Origin of the sequence: Chryseobacterium rhizoplanae (assembly GCF_900182655.1) — a bacterium.
Lineage (GTDB): Bacteria > Bacteroidota > Bacteroidia > Flavobacteriales > Weeksellaceae > Chryseobacterium > Chryseobacterium rhizoplanae.
Map to the genome: position 1 here is coordinate 359,779 of NZ_FXTC01000004.1, position 21,253 is coordinate 381,031.

22 protein-coding genes are annotated in these 21,253 nt (G+C 35.7%); 12 read left to right on the forward strand and 10 right to left on the reverse strand.

Going from position 1 to position 21,253, the window contains the following annotated elements:
* The first annotated feature begins 6 nt into the window (after positions 1-6).
* The 3 genes from FN817_RS12320 to FN817_RS12330 are packed head-to-tail and all read left to right on the forward strand — an operon-like array spanning position 7 to position 2,297.
* Complete coding sequence (locus FN817_RS12320) at positions 7-741, forward strand: SDR family NAD(P)-dependent oxidoreductase (RefSeq protein WP_142718179.1); 735 nt, start codon at positions 7-9, stop codon at positions 739-741.
* Positions 738-1,190 (forward strand): nuclear transport factor 2 family protein, encoded by a 453-nt coding sequence (locus tag FN817_RS12325; RefSeq protein ID WP_142718180.1) that lies wholly within the window; start codon positions 738-740, stop codon positions 1,188-1,190. The genes FN817_RS12320 and FN817_RS12325 overlap by 4 nt, the downstream gene beginning before the upstream one ends.
* A 30-nt stretch (positions 1,191-1,220) precedes the next feature.
* A complete protein-coding gene (locus FN817_RS12330; protein ID WP_142718181.1) occupies positions 1,221-2,297 on the forward strand; it encodes an NAD(P)H-dependent flavin oxidoreductase in 1,077 nt (358 codons plus the stop codon).
* Between the two features lie 3 nt (positions 2,298-2,300).
* On the opposite strand, the gene FN817_RS12335 is transcribed toward FN817_RS12330, so the two are convergent.
* Entirely contained in the window at positions 2,301-3,656 is a 1,356-nt protein-coding gene (locus tag FN817_RS12335; protein ID WP_142718245.1) for a deoxyguanosinetriphosphate triphosphohydrolase, read from the reverse strand.
* 203 nt (positions 3,657-3,859) lie between these two features.
* Here FN817_RS12335 and FN817_RS12340 point away from each other — a divergent pair, with 203 nt between their 5' ends.
* On the forward strand, positions 3,860-4,489 hold the full coding sequence (locus FN817_RS12340; RefSeq protein WP_142718182.1) for a class I SAM-dependent methyltransferase: 630 nt from the start codon (positions 3,860-3,862) through the stop codon (positions 4,487-4,489).
* Positions 4,490-4,579: 90 nt separating this feature from the next.
* Complete coding sequence (locus FN817_RS12345; RefSeq protein WP_142718183.1) at positions 4,580-5,314, forward strand: DNA-formamidopyrimidine glycosylase family protein; 735 nt, start codon at positions 4,580-4,582, stop codon at positions 5,312-5,314.
* Positions 5,315-5,597: 283 nt separating this feature from the next.
* Here the strand turns inward: FN817_RS12345 and FN817_RS12350 are convergent, their stop codons facing one another.
* On the reverse strand, positions 5,598-6,320 hold the full coding sequence (locus FN817_RS12350) for a LytR/AlgR family response regulator transcription factor (RefSeq protein WP_142718184.1): 723 nt from the start codon (positions 6,318-6,320) through the stop codon (positions 5,598-5,600).
* Positions 6,320-7,396 (reverse strand): sensor histidine kinase, encoded by a 1,077-nt coding sequence (locus tag FN817_RS12355; protein WP_142718185.1) that lies wholly within the window; start codon positions 7,394-7,396, stop codon positions 6,320-6,322. The genes FN817_RS12350 and FN817_RS12355 overlap by 1 nt, the downstream gene beginning before the upstream one ends.
* A 193-nt stretch (positions 7,397-7,589) precedes the next feature.
* On the opposite strand from FN817_RS12355, the gene FN817_RS12360 reads away from it, so the two are divergent.
* The 3 genes from FN817_RS12360 (at position 7,590) to FN817_RS12370 (ending at position 9,919) form a co-directional block, all read left to right on the forward strand.
* Complete coding sequence (locus FN817_RS12360) at positions 7,590-8,018, forward strand: hypothetical protein (RefSeq protein WP_142718186.1); 429 nt, start codon at positions 7,590-7,592, stop codon at positions 8,016-8,018.
* Positions 8,019-8,025: 7 nt separating this feature from the next.
* Positions 8,026-8,997: a DUF6268 family outer membrane beta-barrel protein gene (locus FN817_RS12365; RefSeq protein ID WP_142718187.1), complete on the forward strand. Its 972-nt coding sequence runs from the start codon at positions 8,026-8,028 to the stop codon at positions 8,995-8,997.
* Between the two features lie 265 nt (positions 8,998-9,262).
* A complete protein-coding gene (locus FN817_RS12370) occupies positions 9,263-9,919 on the forward strand; it encodes a glycosyltransferase family 32 protein (protein WP_142718188.1) in 657 nt (218 codons plus the stop codon).
* Here FN817_RS12370 and FN817_RS12375 read toward each other — a convergent pair.
* Entirely contained in the window at positions 9,916-10,251 is a 336-nt protein-coding gene (locus FN817_RS12375; protein ID WP_142718189.1) for a DMT family transporter, read from the reverse strand. The genes FN817_RS12370 and FN817_RS12375 overlap by 4 nt on opposite strands.
* Positions 10,252-11,396: 1,145 nt before the next feature.
* Here FN817_RS12375 and FN817_RS12380 point away from each other — a divergent pair.
* From FN817_RS12380 to FN817_RS12395, 4 genes are all read left to right on the forward strand, one after another.
* Positions 11,397-12,116, forward strand: coding sequence for an AAA family ATPase (locus FN817_RS12380; RefSeq protein WP_142718190.1), 720 nt, complete (start codon positions 11,397-11,399; stop codon positions 12,114-12,116).
* On the forward strand, positions 12,113-12,859 hold the full coding sequence (locus tag FN817_RS12385; protein WP_142718191.1) for a YggS family pyridoxal phosphate-dependent enzyme: 747 nt from the start codon (positions 12,113-12,115) through the stop codon (positions 12,857-12,859). The genes FN817_RS12380 and FN817_RS12385 overlap by 4 nt, the downstream gene beginning before the upstream one ends.
* A gap of 6 nt (positions 12,860-12,865) precedes the next feature.
* Positions 12,866-13,276 carry a hypothetical protein gene (locus FN817_RS12390; RefSeq protein WP_142718192.1) on the forward strand — a complete coding sequence of 137 codons (411 nt, stop codon included), beginning with the start codon at positions 12,866-12,868 and terminating at the stop codon, positions 13,274-13,276.
* Positions 13,277-13,721: 445 nt separating this feature from the next.
* On the forward strand, positions 13,722-14,594 hold the full coding sequence (locus FN817_RS12395) for a hypothetical protein (RefSeq protein ID WP_142718193.1): 873 nt from the start codon (positions 13,722-13,724) through the stop codon (positions 14,592-14,594).
* A 114-nt stretch (positions 14,595-14,708) separates the two neighbouring features.
* Here FN817_RS12395 and gcvP read toward each other — a convergent pair whose 3' ends face one another.
* The 6 genes from gcvP to FN817_RS12425 form a co-directional block, all read right to left on the reverse strand.
* The gene (gene gcvP, locus FN817_RS12400; protein WP_142718194.1) at positions 14,709-17,567 is read right to left on the reverse strand and encodes an aminomethyl-transferring glycine dehydrogenase; all 2,859 of its coding nucleotides are present in this window, start codon (positions 17,565-17,567) and stop codon (positions 14,709-14,711) included.
* Between the two features lie 638 nt (positions 17,568-18,205).
* Entirely contained in the window at positions 18,206-18,853 is a 648-nt protein-coding gene (locus tag FN817_RS12405) for a J domain-containing protein (RefSeq protein ID WP_142718195.1), read from the reverse strand.
* 324 nt (positions 18,854-19,177) lie between these two features.
* Positions 19,178-19,822, reverse strand: coding sequence for an alpha/beta hydrolase family protein (locus FN817_RS12410; RefSeq protein ID WP_142718196.1), 645 nt, complete (start codon positions 19,820-19,822; stop codon positions 19,178-19,180).
* 135 nt (positions 19,823-19,957) lie between these two features.
* Positions 19,958-20,215, reverse strand: a complete 258-nt coding sequence (locus FN817_RS12415) for a hypothetical protein (RefSeq protein WP_142718197.1) — start codon at positions 20,213-20,215, stop codon at positions 19,958-19,960.
* Between the two features lie 90 nt (positions 20,216-20,305).
* Positions 20,306-20,638, reverse strand: coding sequence for a hypothetical protein (locus FN817_RS12420; protein WP_142718198.1), 333 nt, complete (start codon positions 20,636-20,638; stop codon positions 20,306-20,308).
* A gap of 11 nt (positions 20,639-20,649) precedes the next feature.
* The gene (locus tag FN817_RS12425) at positions 20,650-21,204 is read right to left on the reverse strand and encodes an RNA polymerase sigma factor (RefSeq protein WP_228451546.1); all 555 of its coding nucleotides are present in this window, start codon (positions 21,202-21,204) and stop codon (positions 20,650-20,652) included.
* Between the last annotated feature and the right edge of the window lie 49 nt (positions 21,205-21,253).

Here is a 21,253-nt window from a genome sequence, read left to right on the forward strand (position 1 = left end):
CATACAATGAAAAAGCAAACCGTAATCGTAACAGGAGCCTCTTCAGGAATAGGATTGGAAACAGCGCGCTATTTCTTAGACAGAGGTGATCATGTCATCATCAATTCACAAACGGCATCTAAACTAGAGAATGTTTACCATGAACTTGGAGCCGGCGAAAATCTGGCGATGGTTGCCGGAAATGTATCAGAGAAAGCAACAGGAGAAGCTTTGGTAAAGACAGCACTTGAAAAGTTCGGATCAATTGATGTTCTGGTCAACAATGCCGGAATTTACGAGAACAAACCTTTTCTGGACGTTACCGAAGATTACCTTGACCGTTTTTTAACAACGAATTTAAAAGGAACATTCTTTACAACGCAGGCGGTGATCCCTCAAATGATCAAACAAAATGACGGTGTGGTGATCAATGTAGGAACGCCATTGGTGTATCATGCTATTGCGCAATCTCCTTCTACAGCACCTATTTCAAGCAAAGGAGCGATCCATGCTCTGACATTGCAACTGGCTGCTGAGTTTGGAAAAGATAATATCAGAGTCAATACGATTGCTCCGGGATTAGTCAGAACTCCAATGCATGGCGCCGGCCTTGATAACAATGCAGGACTGCACCTCATCAACCGTATCGGGGAGCCGGAAGAGGTTGCTCAGATGATTCATGCTGTTGCTAAAAATAAATTAATTTCCGGAGCCATCATCAATGTTGACGGCGGAATGGGCGCCGGACATTCTTTATCATGAAACTGTTATTAATCTTTGCATGGCTGTTCAGTTTTCCATTGAACGGTCATGCCCAAAATAAAAAGGATATGAAAACCAACGCAACATCAGAGACTGAAATAAGAAATGTCATTGAAAATTATTATTTCAAAGGAATTTATGAAGGAAATACAGAACTTCTTAAAAAAGCTTTCTATAAAGGAGCATTACTTTTCGGAGATGTAGATGGAGTTCCCTATTTCAAAACGGCAGATCAATATATTGAGGGAGTCGGAACCCGTGTAAGTCCCGAAAAATCCGGAAAAGATTTTAAAGCAGTGATTATTTCTGTTGATATCATTAACTCCATAGCTACAGCGAAATTAAATGTAAGAATGTATGATTTTAATTATTATAATTTCATAACTTTCAATAACATCGATGGAAAATGGCTCATTATTAATAAGACATTGACCAACGTACATCCTTAATTCAAATTTTAATTAAAAATCAACAAAATCATGTGGAATAAAAATAGAATTACGGAATTACTGGGTATTGAATATCCTATTCTGCAAGGTCCTTTTGGCGGAGGTATTTCTACGGTTGAACTGACTTCAACAGTGAGCAATCTTGGTGGATTAGGCGGATTCGGGGCTTATACTTTGTCACCACAGGAGATCTATGACATTCATAAAGAAATACAAACGAAAACGGATAAACCTTATAATCTTAATCTCTGGGTCAACGACCACGATATTATTGATGAAGAGCATACAAAAGAGCAGTATCAGAAAGCGATTGAAACTTTCAAGCCTTATTTTGATCTTTTAGACACAGATATTCCTGCCCTTCCACCCTCTTTTGAATCGAGATTTCAGAATCAGCTGAATGTTATTTTTGATATTAAACCTAAAGTTTTCAGCTTTATGTTTGGTTTGATGGACGAAAATATCATCGAAGATCTTCATCAGCAGGGAACGATTGTTTTGGGAAATGCAACCACCTTGAATGAAGCAATTGCTCTGGAAAAAACCGGAGTGGATATCATTGTGGCTTCCGGCTTTGAAAGTGGCGGCCACCGACCTTCATTTCTGGATCAGGCTGAACTGTCTACAACGGGAACTTTTGCTCTGATCCAACTGATAAAAGATCGTGTAAAAATTCCTGTAATTGCGGCTGGTGGTATTGCCAGCGGCCGTGGAATTGCCGGAGCTTTTCAACTAGGCGCAGAAGCAGTACAGATTGGAACAGCATTTCTGGCTACTGAAGAATCCGGAGCTCTACCGATACATAAAGAGTTTTTGTTTTCCGATGCTGCAAGATCTACCACGCTTACCAGAGCGTATACCGGAAGATTAGGTCGCGGAATTACCACAAAAATCTCACGGGATGTATTGGCTGCCACCGATAAAACATTACCATTCCCTTTGCAGACTCATTTTATGGGTGCATTGAGAAAGGCTGCTTTAGAACAGAAAAAGAATGATCTGGTATTTTTCTGGGCAGGTCAGATCGCTCCGCTTTTAAAGCATAAAAAAGCCCCCACTTTAATGAAATCATTAATCGAAGAGGCGTCTGAGTTATTGAATAAATAGAATTTACACCGTCATTCCGATGTCTATTCCTTTAATCTTTCTATATAAATCGGTAGCATAATTATCCGTCATCCCTGAAACGAAATCAATGACTCCGAGAACTTTCTGGTAATCGTTACCGTCATTGTAAATAAATTGCTTTGGAATTAATTTCAAAGCTTTTTCATCATAAGATTTTCTCTTATCTTCAGGTTTCAGAATGGAAGGAATAAAATGATCCAGTAATTCATACATTACATTATATCCTGCATTTTCAATTTCTACAACTGCTTTGTGATTATAGATTTTTTCTACGGAGAAACTTGCAATATCCTGTAATGCTTTATTTTCTTTTTTATAAATATCCAATAAACCGTTGCCAAGATTACCTTCAAGAATTGTCTCAAAGTTGTATTTGTACATCTCAAGCGATTTATTAATTAAAGCATTGATTACTTTTGCTCTTAAGTAAGAAATCTGTTCGTTTTCGTTGGAGATAGAATTTAGCTTCGTTTCAATTCTCTGAACGTCATCTGTCTCAGATTTTACCAGTTCAAAAAATAAGTTTTTGCAGTCCGCGGTTGAAACAATTCCCAATCTGTGGGCATCTTCCATATCAATGATATTGTAGCAGATATCGTCTGCCGCTTCTACCAGCCATACAAACGGATGTCTTTTGAAAATATGAGGTTCTTCGCTTTCAGAAATAAGATGGGTTCCTTTGGCAATTTCCAGGAAAATATCTTTTTCATTCTGGAAAAAACCGAATTTCTTCCTGTGAATGATTCCCTTTTTCTTGGCTACAGCCTCACACGGGTATTTTGCAATACTTGCCAATGTGGAGAAAGTAAGCTGAATACCTCCTGCATCTTTCCCTTGCTGCTGCTGTGCCAGTACTCTGATCGCATTGGCATTTCCTTCAAAGTTGACCAGATCCGCCCACTCCTTTTCATTGAATTTTGACTTCAGGTCTTTTTCATTTCTTTCAAAATAGCTTGCAATGGCATCTTCACCGGAATGTCCGAAAGCGGGATTTCCCACATCATGGCATAAACATGCTGCGGCAATTACGTTTCCTAAATTATAGAGATAAAAATTCTTTGAATCTTCAGTAAGCTCATTTTTAAAATCTTCAGCAATGAATTCACCGATGATACTTCCTAAACTTCTTCCTACAGATGATACTTCCAGAGAATGGGTAAGCCTGTTGTGTACAAAAACACTTCCGGGAAGAGGAAAAACCTGCGTTTTATTCTGCAGTCTTCTGAAAGCAGAAGAGAAGATAATTCTGTCAAAATCCCTTTGAAAATCAGTTCGGGAAGCCTTAGTCTGTGGATTGTTTCCTGTACGTTGATTGGTGAAAATCTGGTTTAAATTCATCATTTTTCAAAATTACTCCAAATTTTAATTGTACGGAATAGTATTTAGATTTTTATTAAACAGATCTGTCATTCAAAAAATCTATTATAGTAAACGTTTTTTAGGGATCGGAAAGATTGAAGAAATATTCTACATTTGACGCAACTAATACAACCGAAGAATGCTTATCATTCTTCTTTATCCAAATTTTAAAATCTTTTACAATGACGGACAACACATGGCTCAACAGATGGGACGAAAGGTATAGCAGCGAAGAGTTTGCCTACGGAACAGAACCCAACAATTATCTGAGGGAACAGCTTAGTAAATTACAACCAGGCAAAATACTGTTTCCTGCAGAAGGAGAAGGCCGGAATGCGGTTTTTGCTGCAACACAGGGATGGCAGGTTTCCGCTTTTGATATCAGCGCCAAGGGCAGAAATAAAGCGTTACAGCTTGCAAATCAACTGGGAACCACAATTGATTATCAGGTTGGAGAACTTTCAACGTTGAATTACCAGGAACAACAGTTTGATGCTATAGCTCTTATTTACGCTCATTTTCCGGGAGACATTAAATCTTCTATCCATCAAATGCTGAATCAATATCTGCGTAAAGGCGGTTTTGTTATTTTTGAAGCTTTCAGTAAAAATCATCTTGAATATATTGCAAAGAATGAAAAGGTAGGCGGCCCAAAAGATATTGAATCTCTATTCTCCATTGAAGAAATCAAGGCTGATTTTCCTGATTATAATAGTATTGAATTAGCAGAAACAGAAATCGAGCTCAATGAGGGGTTGTTTCATAATGGAACGGGCTCTGTGATTCGTTTTGTAGGACAGAAATTGGTCTAAAGACATTTAAAACAGGTTTGTTTTGGGATAAAAAATTAAGATTTATATAGCTATGGAATATTATTTGAATCTTTATCCCAAAACAAACGTATGCCTGAAGGTCCATCCATCATATTAATGAAAGAAAACCTGCAGCCATTTGCAGGTCAGCAAGTGACAGAAGTTTCAGGAAATGCCAAATTCGAGAAAGAAATTTTCATTGGCCAATCCCTTCTGGAAATCCGAACTTTTGGAAAACAAACTTATCTGGTTTTTGAAAAAGCAGCGATCCGGATTCATTTATTAATGTTTGGTTCTTACAGCATTGATGAACAGACCAAGCCGGATAAAAGTTTACGTTTAGCATTGTTTTTTTCCACCGGAAGCATCTATTTTTATACCTGTTCTGTAAAATCTGTGCCTCTTGAATTTCTTTCCGCAATTGATTGGGAAGCCGATGTAATGAGCGATCAGTGGGATCCAAAAAAAGCAGAGAAAAAATTGAAATCGAATCCAGAAATGATGGTTTGTGATGCGTTGATGAATCAGGATATTTTTTCAGGTGTCGGCAATATCATTAAAAACGAAGTGCTTTTCAGAATCGGAGTGCAGCCGGAAAGTTTGTTGGGGAATCTTCCTGCCAAAAAAAGAAAAGAGCTTATTGCTGAAGCCAGAAATTACAGTTTTGATTTTCTGAAATGGAAAAGAGAATTTGTATTGAAAAAGCATTGGCTTGTTCATACCAAATCTATATGTCCGGTTTGTGGACAGAAATTGATCAAAAAACAAACGGGTGTGGGAAAAAGAAGAAGCTTCTATTGTGAAAAAGATCAGAAGCTTTATTAGATCAATACTGTTTTAAGTTTTGGCTAAAGCCGTTGAAGGATTTATTTATTTTTTAAAGATCATTTGGCTTCTGTCATTCTGACGAAGGAAGAATCTTACTGATGGTAAAACATGAGATTCTTCACTATATTTCCGAACTACGTTCGCAGACCTTTAGTCTGTGTTCAGAATGACAATTCTGATCTATTTTCTTACAGATTTTCACAGTTGACAATATCTATTTTTTGCATCACGAATCCTACAAAATACTATTACTTATTACTCATCATTTATTATTCATTTATCAGTCTGAATTCAGAAGTCCTCCTGCAAATCTTGTGAAAAATTCAGGGCGGTATACTTCTCCAAGAGGAATCTCAGAGTCTTCAATGTATATATTATGATTATCAAATGAATCTATATAGTTCATATTGACAACGTAGGATTTACTTACTCTGATGAAGGTTTCTCCGGAAATTTTCTGATGAATGGTTTTCAGATTCATTGCAGTAATAAGCTTTTGCTGCTTTGTATGAATGACTACATAATCTTTAAGCCCTTCTATGAATTTAATATCTGAAAAACTGATTTTATAGAACCTTCGTTCTGCTTTGATAAATAAAAAGTCTGCAGTGTTGGATTCTACCGTATTTTTCACGGTGTCTTTAGACAACAGTTCGGTATAAAGTATGGCTTTCTCAACAGCTTTTTCCAGTCTCTGGGGATCAATAGGCTTCAACAGATAATCTACCGCTTCCAATTCATAGCTCTTCAACGCATATTGAGAATAGGCTGTGGTAAAGATGATCAGTGATTTTTTGGGAAGCATTTCTGCAAACTCAAGGCCTGTCACCATAGGCATTTCTATATCGAGAAAAATAAGGTCCACACCATTATCTTTAAGAAAATCAAGAGCAGATGGCGCATTGGAAAATTCACCAAGGATATCAATATTGGAAATTTCAGCGATCAGCGATCTCATTTCGGACCTTGCCAAAGGTTCATCATCAACTATAATACAATTCATCACACAGGAATTTTTAAATTTACAATATATCCTTTTTCATCTGATTCTATGTGCAGATCAAAAGTGTTATTATAGAGAAGCTCCAGCCTTCTGGTGATATTGGCAAGCCCAAGTCCACTGTTTTTTTTGTCCGGGACAATATAACCTACACTCCTTGAATTGACACACATAAAATGAAGTTGCTTATTCTCAATATTGATCTCAATTTTCACATAAGACTCTCCTCCACTCAGATCTACACTGTGTTTGACTGCATTTTCAACGAAAGTAGTAAACAAATTCGGTGGAATAAATGTACTGCTACTGATTCTTTTATCAACATCAGTTTGAATATCAAAAGAGAAATTATCACGTCTTATTTTTTCAAGGTTTAAAAAATTGGACAGGAAATCAATTTCTGAAGCCAGTAACGTTTTCTCTTCACTGTTTTCGTACAGCTGATATCTGAGAAATTCTGAAAGCTTTACAATCACTACTGAAGCTTTTGCGGGATCTGTTCTGATCAATGCTTTTACATTATTCAGCATATTAAAAAGAAAATGGGGGTTGATCTGATTTCTCAGCTCATTCAGTTCCATATTCATGGTAAGGCTGCTCAGCTCATTGATCCTTTTATTATCATTAATCCATTTCTGCAAAAGTTTTATCGTTGTGGTCGTCATAATGATCGGAATACACATTAGAACTCCTTCATAAATTCCTCCCCTTTCACTTTCCTTAAGAATATTTTTCACTCTGAATTCTTCGAAGAACAGTCTGAAACCGTAACCAATGAAATTAAGCCCTACAACTCCCATCAGAACAAGCAATACAAGGTAGGTAAGGTATTTTGTTTTAAAGAAAAACCGGGGAACCAATACATATATATTAATGTACACCATTGCGATCAGAATAATATACACAAAGAATAAGACATAGTATTGATATATGCCAGAATACCAATGCCAGAATCTCGCACTGTACAGCAGAAAGAAAAAGAAGATAAGAAACAGCAGATGCCTTCGGAACCCATATTTCGCTTCCACCAAAAAATCCATTACAAAGGTTTCTTCAAATTTCTGCGGACTGTATTTCATACGATAGGCTCATTTTATCATTAACAAAAATAGACAATAACGGAATTTACAACTATTTTATTATACGAAACCTGTATTTTATTATACCAATTATTATACTTCCGGTTTTTGTATAAAATCCCGGCCATTTTGTATAAAAACAAATTCACGTTCTGTTTTTCTCTATTCCTTTGTGCCTGTAAAATGAACACATATGGAATTAACAGCTTTTCACGAATTGACTCAGGAAATATCATTGGAATGTTTCTTTATGACAGAATCTCAGCAGGAAGAAAAAGTAATACAGCTTATTGATTTACACCATTTTGTAGAATGTTTTGATCCGGAAATTAAAATTCTCAGTTACCTTCACCATCCTATTAATATTATAGAACATCAGGGAGATACAATTGGAATTCTGTTTTGTGACCTTAAACATTCTGCAGTGCCTGACAGCAATGCTTCAGAAGAATTCAGAAGGAGATATAAGCTTTCGGAACTCTGGTTTGTTTTTGTAGAGGAAACTTATATTCCGGATGCAGCCGGCTATGCAGACGCAATTATTGAAAACAGCCTTGATATTTTCTATGAGAGGATTTTTACATTCAATTTTTTCCAATCCGTCATTCAGCCTTTAAAATAAACTGCCCATGAAAACATTGAGAAGAGTACTTGTCCCTTTGGCAATACTTCCTTTAAAGAACATTACCTATGCCCAGAAAAAGGATAGTATTCCTTTGAAGGTGCGTGCTTTTTTTGCTGATAAAATTCCGCAGGCACGAAACTTCAATGTCGAATATACCTTTGTCACCCCATCCTCCTTTTCTTCGCAGCTCCAGGGTCAGGATCTGCCGGATAATAAGGTAAAAAGCTTTCAGCAGATGAAGGCAGATGCCAACATTTATTTTATCAAGAAAAGAAACTGGCTTTTAAGTACTACACTGAACTACCGCTACACTTCAATCAGCAACGAAAATCCTGTCGTTCCGGGAATTGAATCCGAAGAGAATTTCCACTATCATTCTGAAGCGATGAATCTGAGCTATTTTTCAAGGTTATTCAAAAAGACGGCGATATATTCAGCCAGCATTTCTGCTGATGGTAGTGATCAGCATTTCGAACGGATCAGAGGGTTGGTAACTGCTTCATTGATTTTAAAAGCAACTCCAAAAACAAAAATGACTCTTGGACTTGCCGGTATTATTGACCCAAGTGCCCAAATACCCATACTTCCTATTTTTACGTATGAAAACAGATTCAATAACGGATGGGTGCTGGATATTCTGCTTCCGAAAAAGGTATTGATCCGAAAAGATATTTCTTCCAACGGAAGACTCTCTCTGGGAACGGAAATGGATAATACATCATTTTATACCTACCGTAATAACAATACTTATGAATTCCGGCAGGTTGCTCTCAATTCAGGGGCAATGTATGAGCATAATCTTGGAGGAAACTTTATAGGAAGTTTTAAAACAGGGCTCAGAGCAAATATCAACTCCAGGGCTTTTAATAAACTGGATTCCTTTAATGATTATATATGGAAAGGAACTTATAAACCTTCACTCTATTTCAATGTTGGAATTTCTTATAATCCATTTGAAAGAAAGAGGACAAAATAAAACCGAAAAGCCATTCTTCTAAACACAGCATTTTGATTTTTACAATATCCGAATAGATTGCTGAAGTTCCCTAATCAAGGAGATTAAAAAAAAATTAAAATTTTCTTCCTTCAGCGTTTAACCATTCTTACAAATTACAATCAAAACTACAGAAAATCACAGATTCAGAGATTCTCTTTCATGAAAAATCTTATTGCCTCCTATGCAAATGACTTGTGAAAATGATTTCGGGATTTTAAATATAAGAATTTACCAAAAAAAGAATATGCCTGTACCCAAACAAATATTTCAGACTTTTATAACTAAAAAACTTCCTCTGATTACGCGTTATCATATCTGGAATATGAAAAGAAAAAATCCGGAATATAAGTATTACTTTTATGATGATCAGGATATAGAAAATTTTCTTGAAGAAGAATTCCCTCCACAATATATTGAAACGTACCGCAAATTGAGAATTGGTGCTGCAAAAGCTGATTTTTTCAGATATGCTGTTTTATATAAGAAAGGAGGTGTATATCTGGATGTGGACAGCAGTATTATCAAGCCATTCAAAAAGTTGATAAAAGATAATGATGAAGCTGTTATCAGTGTAGAAAGACATGAAAATCTGTATGTTCAATGGGCCCTTATTTTCAATAAAAACCATCCTTTTCTAAAGAAAACACTGGAATTGATGATGGATAATATAAACAGTCACCGCTATCCACATGATATACATTCTACTACAGGACCTACTGTATTCAGTAATGGAATCAGACAGTCATTAGCAGAAAATCCGACTATTCCCTTTACATTATTTGACGGTATTGAGTTCCGCGGATATTTAAAGTTCAAATATAAACTGGGAAAATTTTTCTTATACAAAACAAGATCCAAACATTGGAAACAGATGCAAAAGCATGAGGAGATTATTTTTTAATGCGTTCCCATTTTTGAAAATACATTAATAATAATCACCCCTATTACAATCAGAGCAATGCCAATAATAGCCGGAAGATCCGGAATCTGTTTGAAGGCAATAACTCCAATCATCGTTATAAAGACAATTCCTACTCCGGACCAAATGGCGTAGGTAATCCCAACCGGAATCTGCCGGAGCGTGAGACTTAGAAAATAAAAAGCACAGGCATATCCTATGATGGTCACTACGGATGGCCATAGTTTGGAGAACTCCTCGGATTTTTTCAGAAAACTCGTAGCGATGATCTCAAACACAATAGCCAAAGCAAGAAAAATATAACTGCGTCCCATAAGTTTATTCTTTGTACAAAAGTAACAAAAGCACTCCGGTAATTCCAAAAATGAATAATGGGAAAATTCTCTGTTATCCAAACACCGGAAGTGTTTCTCTGCTCTTATTACGGTATAAAAAATTCTATTTTTTTAACCATTAATCCTACAACAATACTGATATCAAGCACTTAATTTATTTTAAGTGCCTTATTTTTAGTTCCATTCAATATTTTAAAGGTTTTGAAAAGTATGCCACTGTGCAAAGATATTTTCCGAACTGGCACAAAAAAATATTTCTCTATGTCATGAAATGTGACAGATGACAAAAATTCTGAATGAAAAACAAGGCTGAAAATAAATTTTCTTAACATGAAAATCCTTTTCGCGTGAAAATTCACATTCAAAAAAAGCGGTTTAAAACAATATTATGCCAAGCATTATTTATTATTTGTTTTATCAACTCCAATATAGAAGTCGAGAAACGATTAACTTTTTCACATAATTTTACAGAGAAAATAATAAAAGTGTTAATAAATTCTCAATAATGTATTAATTTAATGTAAACAAAATATCACTAATAAATAAACATCAACCTCGTAAAACACTGATATACATCATAAGTATTTATTTTGGCACGTGATTTGAAAGTAGTAATATTACAATTGAAAGATTGATAAAAAAAAGTCAAATAATTAAAAATAATACAAAATGGTAACTTATATCGGTATCGTAACAGGTTTAGTCGTAATCACTTCATATTTGATGACAGTAAGAAGAGAAAGAAACTAATTTTAAATAAAGCAAGCCTATAGAAATATCTATACTAATTATATTGTTTTATGTTTTTAGTCTGAGAGATCGGATTGCTCTTTTACTCATCGGGTAAAAGGGCCCAAAACATAAACCACAAAATCTTAGTTTCATAACAAATTTTAATATCCAAATGAATAAAGCCAGTCGCAAGTCTGGCTTTATTTTTTTTATATCGGGAAGAACTCTTTATTTACACACAGATATTTTATTGATAATTAATAACCCATAATTTATAATTCACAATTGCTGGCCTTCTTTCTGCTGGCCTATCTATTTATTATGATTCAGGATTTCTTATAGCATTTAATAAAGCTTTATCTTTGTTTATTCAATAATCATTTATCGTCACTATGAGTCTGTACAATCTTATTATCCAGGATAAAGAACAAGTAAACCTTAATGAAGTATTTCTCGATAAAAATAACAAGGAGCATCTGGTTCAGCTTATCAAGGAACACAACTACATCAAAGAGCTGCAGGAATACGGTCTTCCTGTTAATAATAAGATTTTGCTTCAGGGAAGTTCAGGATGTGGAAAAACAATGACTGCAAAGGCTGTTGCCAATGCTTTGGGAAAAAACATTATGATCCTTAACCTGAGTAATATCGTTTCATCCCGTATCGGCGAAACCTCTCAAAATATTAAAATGATCTTTGATAAGGCAGCAAGAGAAAGATCAGTACTTTTTCTTGACGAGCTGGATCAGATCGGGAAAGCCAGAGGTAGTGATGACAAAGATGTAGGGGAAATGAGAAGACTGGTGAATACATTGATTCAGTTAATTGATTATTATCCTGAACATTCACTTTTGCTTTGCGCAACCAATCATCCCGAGATCATTGATACGGCTCTGCTAAGACGATTCCAGTTAAAGATCAATTATGAAATGCCTTCCGCAGAAATCCTGGATACCTTCTACGACCAATTACTGGATCAATTCCCTGAAGATATGAGAACAATTGATAGAAAGTGCTCGGTTTCTTTTGCTGAAGCTAAGGATTATGCTTTAACATCGGTGAAAGCAGCATTGATTAAAAAACTGGAAGCCAAAGAAACCATTCCATCATGAAAGAAGATATTCTCCACAATCTCACCATCATCAATAACCGGATAAAAAATGCCTGTGAACAATCCGGAAGAAATACTGATGAAGTGAAATTATTACTGGCCACTAAAACAGTTTCTGCAGAACGAATTAAAGTTGCTCTGGAACATGGGCAAACCTTAATTGCAGAAAACAAAGTGCAGGAATTGAAGGAGAAGTACGATGATTTAAAAGATATACCTCATGACAATCATTTTATAGGACATCTTCAGACCAATAAAATCAAAGATATTCTCAGATATGATGTTACCTGCGTTCAATCTCTGGATCGTCTGGAGCTGGCCGAAAAACTCCACCAAAGGCTTTTGGCCGAAAATAAAACAATGAATGTTTTAATTCAGGTGAATACTTCAAATGAGGAGAGTAAATTCGGAATTGATCCCAGTGAAGCGGTTGAACTTACCCGAAAAGTTTCCGGCTTCTCTACATTGAAAATAAAAGGATTGATGACAATTGGTCTGTTCAGCGCAGAAACAGAGAAAGTAAGAGCTTGTTTCAAAATGCTGAAAAATCTTCAGCAGGAAATTATCCATGAACATATTCCGAATGTGGAAATGAAAGAGCTTTCCATGGGAATGAGCGGAGACCTGGAAACAGCCATTGAAGAAGGGGCCACTATTGTACGCGTAGGAACTGCAGTTTTTGGAGCCAGAATCTATCCGGACAGCTATTATTGGAACGAATGTAAAACGAATAAAAAAGCGTAAAATTATATGTTCCCATTTTATTATATCTTTGAAAGAGAGATAAAGAATAGCAATACATTAAAAAATGTCACTGATGAAATACGCCATTCATTTATGGAAAGAGAAATGGACGATTCAAGCTTTGATGACAATACGATTGTAGGCAAAGAAAAACTCTTTAAACTGGATTTTTCGAGCAGATCTCCATTGGTATTTTCTCCTCGTAAAGAGTTCTTCAATTATAATGAAAATACAAAAATTCTCCCTTATAAAATTGAAGCATTTTATTCTATTCTATTTTTTCTGATCTTACATTTCCTGATCCATCATATAGTTATTGAAATCATTGTTTCAACTCTATTTTTCATTCTTAGCACAATTCTGAACTATTCTTACCACCTTAAAGTAATTGATAAAATATCCAAAAATCTAAACTAAAATTAAACACTAAACAGCCAATCAATATGTTCAAAACCCTTTAAATAAAGGCTTTTTAAGTCTACAAATTCGGTATACTTTTTGATGTAAAACTTTAAGAACCAAACCAATACATGTATGACAAAAAAATTACTCTCGGGCTGTCTATTTATAGCAGTATTATTCTTTTTTTCATGTGAAAAAGAAAACACACAGATGAAAAGTGGAATCTCCATTGAAACTATTTCAATTATAACCTGCATTACTATGGGTGCAGCCATTTTACTCGCCTATAGCTTTAAAAGAAGGTAAAGGAATATGACAGAAAACAATAGAACACCTCTCAGTTTTGGGAGGTGCTTTTGTTTTAAAAAAGGGTCTTTCTTTTATTTAAAATAAATTCTTAAGCCATTGCTATTTCATTAAAATCCAATATATTTCATTATTCTTTTATCACTAATAACCCATGAAAAAAACATTCCTGTCAGTACTTTTACTTTTGCTTATCTTTAACTGCACCCGCAGGCAAGAGGCTAAAAAACAAGCGATTATTCAAATTCAGCATACAGAAAAAGATAAAGAAGATGTAAAGCCTACAGCTCCTACTCCGTTTGAATATCTTGCCGATTACCCTACAATCAAAGATTCTTCGAAGTTTATCCAAAATCTCCGTCAGGCTTTTGATCTTCGTATTCATGAAAGCCTATCTCAGCAGGAAAGTGAGAAAATAACAGTATTCAGGAAGGTAAAAATCAATGGTTCAGATGAGGACTATTATTTTATTGAATACGACTGGAAAACCGGATCTACCTCACAATACCCCTGGAAATATCAGCTGCTGTTAACGAAGAATGGTAAGCTTGCCAAAACATTAGCTGCTGAGCGTTATGAATTTGTTTCCATTTTCCAAAAAGAAAATCCTTTTTTGCTGGCAACCATTGTAACAGGCCATGGAAATGGCGGGCATGAACTTTATAAAGTATCAGCAGATTCTCTGGAAAATGTATATGAGGGATATTATGACTATAATCTAAGAACTTATGATGCTCATGAAGACACCAAAGTGTATGAACCGTATGAATTACAGTTAAAGATCAAAGACTATAACAATGACGGGATTAATGATATTGCCTTCAAGGGAAAATCGGTGCTGATCATGGGACGAACTCCGGATGGTGACTGGTATGATTATACAACAATAAATGGTAAGCAGGTTACTTATTCTGTTGATCATCCTTTTCAAAAAATTCCTGTAGAATATATTTTTCTTTATGATCAAAAAACGGGACATTTTAAGGCAAAAGAAAATTATGCAGAAAAATATAAAATATATGAATAGAAAATTGAGATTGCTTCGCTACGCTCGCAATGACAATTGCTGCATAAAATACTCAATAAAAACAAAAATCCCTCTCATTACTGAAAGGGATTTTTTATAGTTAAAAAACTGAGATTACATATAAGCTTCAATCGGCTCACAAGTACATACCAAGTTTCTGTCTCCGTAAGCTTCATCTACTCTTGATACAGAAGCGAAGAATTTATGGTCTCTTACCCACTCTAACGGATAAGCTGCCTTTTCTCTGCTGTATGGTTTATCCCAGGAATCAGAGATTACCAATTGTTCTGTGTGAGGAGCGTTTTTCAATACGTTGTTTGTTGCATCTGCTTCACCATTAGCAATTTCATCGATTTCTTTTTTGATAGAGATCAATGCTTCTGCAAAACGGTCAATTTCAGACTTGCTTTCAGATTCTGTAGGCTCAATCATCAATGTTCCTGCAACCGGGAAAGAAACGGTAGGAGCATGGAAACCATAATCCATCAATCTCTTCGCCACATCAGCCACTTCAATTCCTAAAGATTTGAACTGACGGAAATCTACGATACATTCGTGAGCAACTCTTCCGTTTTCGTTAGAATATAAAATTGGGAAATGCTCTGCTAAAATTTCTTTCAGGTAGTTAGCATTCATGATAGCGTGACCTGTAGCCTTTTTAAGACCTTCAGTTCCTAACATTTTGATGTAAGAATAAGAAATATTAAGGATCAATCCTGAACCGTAAGGTGCAGCAGAAATACCTTCGATAGCTTCTTTAGACCCGATTCTGATATTCGCATTAGAAGGAAGGAAAGGTACTAAGTGTTTAGCAACACAGATTGGACCTACCCCAGGACCTCCACCTCCGTGAGGAATAGCAAAAGTTTTATGAAGGTTAAGGTGGCAAACGTCAGCTCCGATGTTTCCAGGACTTGTAAATCCTACCTGAGCGTTCATGTTCGCACCATCCATATATACCTGTCCTCCGTGCTCGTGGATAAGGTTGGTAATTTCTTTAATGTTAGCATCAAAGAATCCGTAAGTTGAAGGATAAGTGATCATTACAGCAGATAAGTTTGCTGAATGAAGTTCTGTTTTAGCTTTAAGATCTTCGAAGTCGATTTCACCGTTTTCAAGGTTTTTCACAACTACGATTTTCATTCCTGCCATTGCAGCAGAAGCCGGGTTGGTTCCGTGTGCAGACTGAGGGATCAATACTACATTTCTGTGGTGGTCTCCTCTTGAGATATGGTACTCTCTGATTACCATTAATCCTGCATATTCCCCCTGAGCTCCGGAATTTGGCTGAAGAGAAGTTCCTGCAAAACCTGTAATTTCTGCTAAGTCTTTCTCCAGTTCACGGATCATTTCCTGGTAACCTTCCGCCTGATTTACAGGTACAAATGGGTGAACTGCACCCCAGTTTTCCCATGAAAGCGGTAACATCTGAGTTGCTGCGTTCAGTTTCATCGTACAAGATCCTAAAGAAATCATTGAATGTGTCAATGATAAGTCTTTTCTCTCAAGACGCTTGATGTAACGCATCAATTCTGTTTCCGTGTGGTATTTGTTGAATACTGATTCTGTAAGAATTTCGTCTTTTCTTAAGTTTTCTTCCGGAATGCTGTATCCTTCTTTGATTTCTAATTTGAAAGTCTGCTTGTCTTTAAACTGAGCAAAAGAAGCCATCAGAACATTTAATTTCTCTAACGTTGTACTTTCGTTGATCGCAATACTTACCACGCCTTCTGTGAAATAGTTAAGGTTAAGTTTGTGATCAAGCATCAGTCTTACTAATCTTGCTTTCTCATCTTCAGCCATTGTGATTTTCACAGTATCGAAGATCGGCTCTTCTACTACCTGATATCCTAATGCTTTAAGACCATTTTTCAAAGCATTTGCTTTAAAGTGGATCTGATCAGCGATATAATTTAATCCTTTCGGACCGTGATAAACAGCATACATCCCTGCCATTACTGCCAAAAGAACCTGAGCTGTACAGATGTTTGAAGTAGCTTTCTCTCTTTTGATGTGCTGCTCTCTTGTCTGTAATGCCATTCTTAATGCACGTCTTCCGTACATATCCTGAGAAACTCCGATGATTCTTCCAGGGATATCTCTTTTATAATCTTCTCTACAAGCAAAGAAAGCTGCGTGAGGACCTCCGTACCCTAATGGAATACCAAATCTCTGTGTAGTTCCTACCGCACAGTCAGCTCCCATTTCTGCCGGAGACTTTAGTTTTACCAAAGCCATAGGATCACAAGCAACAGCTACCTGAAGGTCAAGTTTTTTGTATTCTACGATATCTTCTGTATAATCTAAAACGATTCCGTTTTTACCAGGATATTGTAATAAAACTCCATAATAAGAACCATCAAACTGGTGTGTTTTATGATCTCCTACTACGATTTCTATTTCTAATCCCTCAGCTTTTGTTTTTAATACAGAAACTGTTTGAGGAAGAACAAGTTCAGAAATGAAGAACTTATTAGCTCCTGCCTTTTTCTGGTCTTTTGTTCTGTTGTTGAAGAACATATGCATTGCTTCAGCTGCAGCAGTAGATTCATCCAGCAAAGATGCATTGGCTAATGCAAAACCTGTAAGATCACATACTACAGTCTGGAAATTAAGAAGAGCTTCAAGTCTTCCCTGTGCAATTTCTGCCTGATATGGAGTATAGGCCGTATACCAGCTAGGGTTTTCAAAAATATTTCTCTGGATTGCTGAAGGCAAAAGTGTATTGTGGTATCCAAATCCGATATAACTCGTATAATCTGTATTTTTAGATGCCAATTCTTTTGAGTGGTTCAACATTTCGTATTCAGAAAGCGGTTCCGAGATCTCAAGATCTTTCTCTAAACGGATAGAAGATGGAATGGTCTGAGAAATTAACTCTTCAATACTAGAAACGCCAAGTTTCTCCAACATCGCCTGTTTATCGGCTTCATTAAGGGAAATGTGACGGCTCACAAACTGTTCTGTATTCATTTTTATTTATTAGATTTTGTTTGTAAAAAGATGGGTAAAATTACAATTTTTTGGACGATTTCACAAGGGTACTACCGAGGTGATAATTCACACCTCCATTTGTGACTTTTTCCTATAATTCGCATTTCGTAATTTATGATAAGGTTTGTGTTAATTTCATCAAAAATAACCACTATTCTATACATAATACACAAGGAAAAACATCAATTAACATATAATTAAGTACGTTATGTATTACTAAAATAATGTATTTAATCAATGGATTTTAACCTATTAATTAAACTTATATTAAAAAAGAGTCGGTAAAACTTATTTTTTTCAAAGTATAAACTTTAGCCTAGTCTATAGTGAATGTAAGAAATTATACTGCATAAAATTTAACCCCATTATGCGGAAGAAAAGTAAACTCCAACTGCTATACATCAGGTTTAAAGAATTTTATGAAATTTTATTAATTATATTTATTCTAAATTAATATATTTGCAGCATGAATATGATTGTCCCTTTTAAAGTTCCGCCTTTGGCACCTTACTCATTCAATAACGAAGAGATGTTCTGTGAAAAGAAATCGTGTTGTAAAAAGTTCAAGAAAGGAAAAAGATGTAAAAAATGCCCGGGAAGAAAGAAAATGGCTTAGGCTAGGCCAGCGTTTTTATCAAAAAGTATAAGGCAATTGCCAGTACGATAATTCCCCAAAACAGCATGATAATTTTAGGCTGTCCATACCTGTTCATTACCGTCCTGGGTTGTGGCTTAAACATTTCTTCTACTGAATTTTTGAATTTTTCAGTATCATTTTCAAAAACTTCTGTGATGGTGATTCCCTGAACTGCGGTTTTGTGCAAAAGAGAATTCGTTGCATGAAGCAGAAGCTGGAATTTTCCATCTTTAAATTCTGTGATCTTAAAGATCCTCTCTCCATACGGCTTTTCTAATCCGAAAGGCAATACTTTCACCACATCGGCATTACTCGTCTGCCAGTTGATGATAATCTCCTCCCCTTTTTTTGCATGAATTTTATTCGCTGTAAACGTCTTGATAGCAGGTGGAATATTATACCTGAAACTTCGCTGATGGTTTTCTAAATTCTGATCATAAGCACGTCTTCTGACAGAATCACTCAATGTCTCATAAGCTTCCTGAATTTCGCGGAAACGGTCAGCAAAAAAGTCGTCATTGTCATTTTTATCGGGGTGATATTTTAAAGACAATTTCCGATAGGCTTTTTTGACGTCTTCTTCTGAAGCATCCTGCGATATACCGAGAAAATAGTAGTAATCTTTCATTGAGAAATACAAAAATAAGGATTTATTTTTCTTTGTGTCTGATATTTATTACAAAAATTTAGCTGAGAAATAGATGTGAAAGTCATTGCGAACCGAAGGTGAAGCAATCTCAATACAGCTCATAATCTATTGGTTGGAAAGCGCAAGGGCGCCAAGTTTTTTTTAGCTACCTGCATATTTTTAAGACGCAAAGATTTTATCTCCGATAAAATTTCAACGACATGCTTGTCATTCCGAGCATAGCAAGGAATCTCAAATTAGCTGGTAGTTCATACAGATTTCAAAGATGCTGATATTTAAATGATCTCCAAAAGAAGCCATTATTTATTTGCGGAACACCCAATCCTTAGCCGGAACAATCCAGTCATTCAGGGCTTTAAAAAGGAAACCATGATTAAGTCCTGTATTAAGCTCTATTTCTTTAAAATCCTTAATACCGGATCTTATCAATCTTTGTTCCTTCGATAACAGTACGTGTCCATCATCTGATTTCTCCGTAATGGAAAGAATCCTTCCATAAAGCTTAAAGTTCTTATCTTTTTCCAAAGAATCATCTTTGAAACTCGCTCCAATAATGACAAATTTCAATTGCGGATTCTTTTCATAATAAGACACATATTGTGCAATATAACCTCCCTGAGAAGTTCCTATCACAGTTATCCTTCCAGCCGGAATTCCTTTTTTCATGAGACTGTCAATCTGCTTTCTCACCTTTCCTGCATAAGCTATTGGATCGGTATCTGCTTTTCTTTTCTCAGAAATAACAACCGTATTTTGATCCTTTAGTTTATTAAGTATTTCGTCATATGCTGCAACCCCATATTTTGGATGTTTCTCCTCCAAAGAATGCCCTTCTAAAAATTTATTATGTAAGAAGAAAATATACTGTTTTTGTTGGGACTTTTGACCCAACATAATGATTGAGAAAAACGAAAATACCACAAAGAAAATATTCTTACACTTCATCATAGCCGGAAATAATATTTAGTAATAGCAAATATAGTATTAAAAGCCTTTACAGGAAGTATTTTAAATAAAAATTCCGGCGCGGGAAGCAGAGCTTCCCGCGCCGGAATTAAACAATTTCAATTTAGTCTTTGCGTATTATGCTTCGAAGGTATTATCCTTTTTGCAGCATCTTGAATGGAATTCTTTTTTGAATTTCCCTTTCAGTTCCTGATAGTCTTCATCATTCATTTCTCTGATCTTATCTGCCAGTCCGAAAGGTGATTTTTCTTTGATTCCGTACTCATCAAAAATACCTTTGATAAATCTTTTTCTTTGTATTGCTTTTTTAGCGATTAAGGCGACACCTACAACGGCTAATGCTCCCAGAGCTCCTTTTAATGCTGAATTTTTCATTTTTTCAAAATTTTAAATTTTACTACTTCTTGTTTTTTATAGAGACGAATGAATTTTAATTTTACTTTACTACTTCTTAAAATTTTCAAATTATTCGTTGTTTCTGTTGAAGAATCCACCTGAACATTTATTTCTCCAGACTTCTTTGAATTTTTCTCTTTCTTCAGGGGACCAGCCTTCCATTTTTTCTCTCATTTTTCTTTCCTTAAAGTCTTTCATTCCTTTACCGAAATGGAAACCTCCGAAAAGAATTTTACTTAGGATCAGTATTCCCATTGCCTGCCAGAATGTAATGGCTTTTACTCCTAAAATCTCCGGGAGAAGGCAATTCCAAAGCAGCATTACAATCCATGTAACAGCGGCTAAAATTAATGGCGGACATAACAATAAAAAAATCCAACCCTTTTTGTGTTTATAATTCATAATTTCTTTTTCTAACTTTTTAAATCTTCGTACAGTTTTCTCAATCTGTTTCTCAAATGTTTCACAGCATAGTTTTTTCTACTGATGATGGTTTTGATGTTTTCTCCCTGTTCATCGGCAATCTCCTGGAGGGTTTTGTCGTTCAGTTCATTTTCTACGTAGACCAGTCTTTGTTTTTCGGGAAGTTCGTCCAATGCTTCAAACAGTTTTTTCCAGATCTCATCCTGAAACATCTTCACCTCAGGACCGGCACTGTCATCCATCAATAAGATATCCTTGATAGAAAAAGTACCATCTTCATCCTCATATACGAAATCTTCAAGATTTTCTGTTTTCTTTTTACGGTAACGGTCTGTAATTTTATTTGCCGTTACCCTATACAGCCACCCACCAACATTTACGATCTCCGAAATATTCGTAAGGCTACTGAACTGATACCACACCTCCTGCAGAATATCTTCCGCATCCTCCGTGTTTTTCACTTTCGGACGAATATAGGACATCAGCTTCCCTCCGTAGTTGGAAACGGTCTGTGAGATGATGCTTTCTTTCTCCTTCTGTGGCATTGTTATTTTTTCGACAACCTCCATATTGCTATGACGGCCAGCCTTTTGG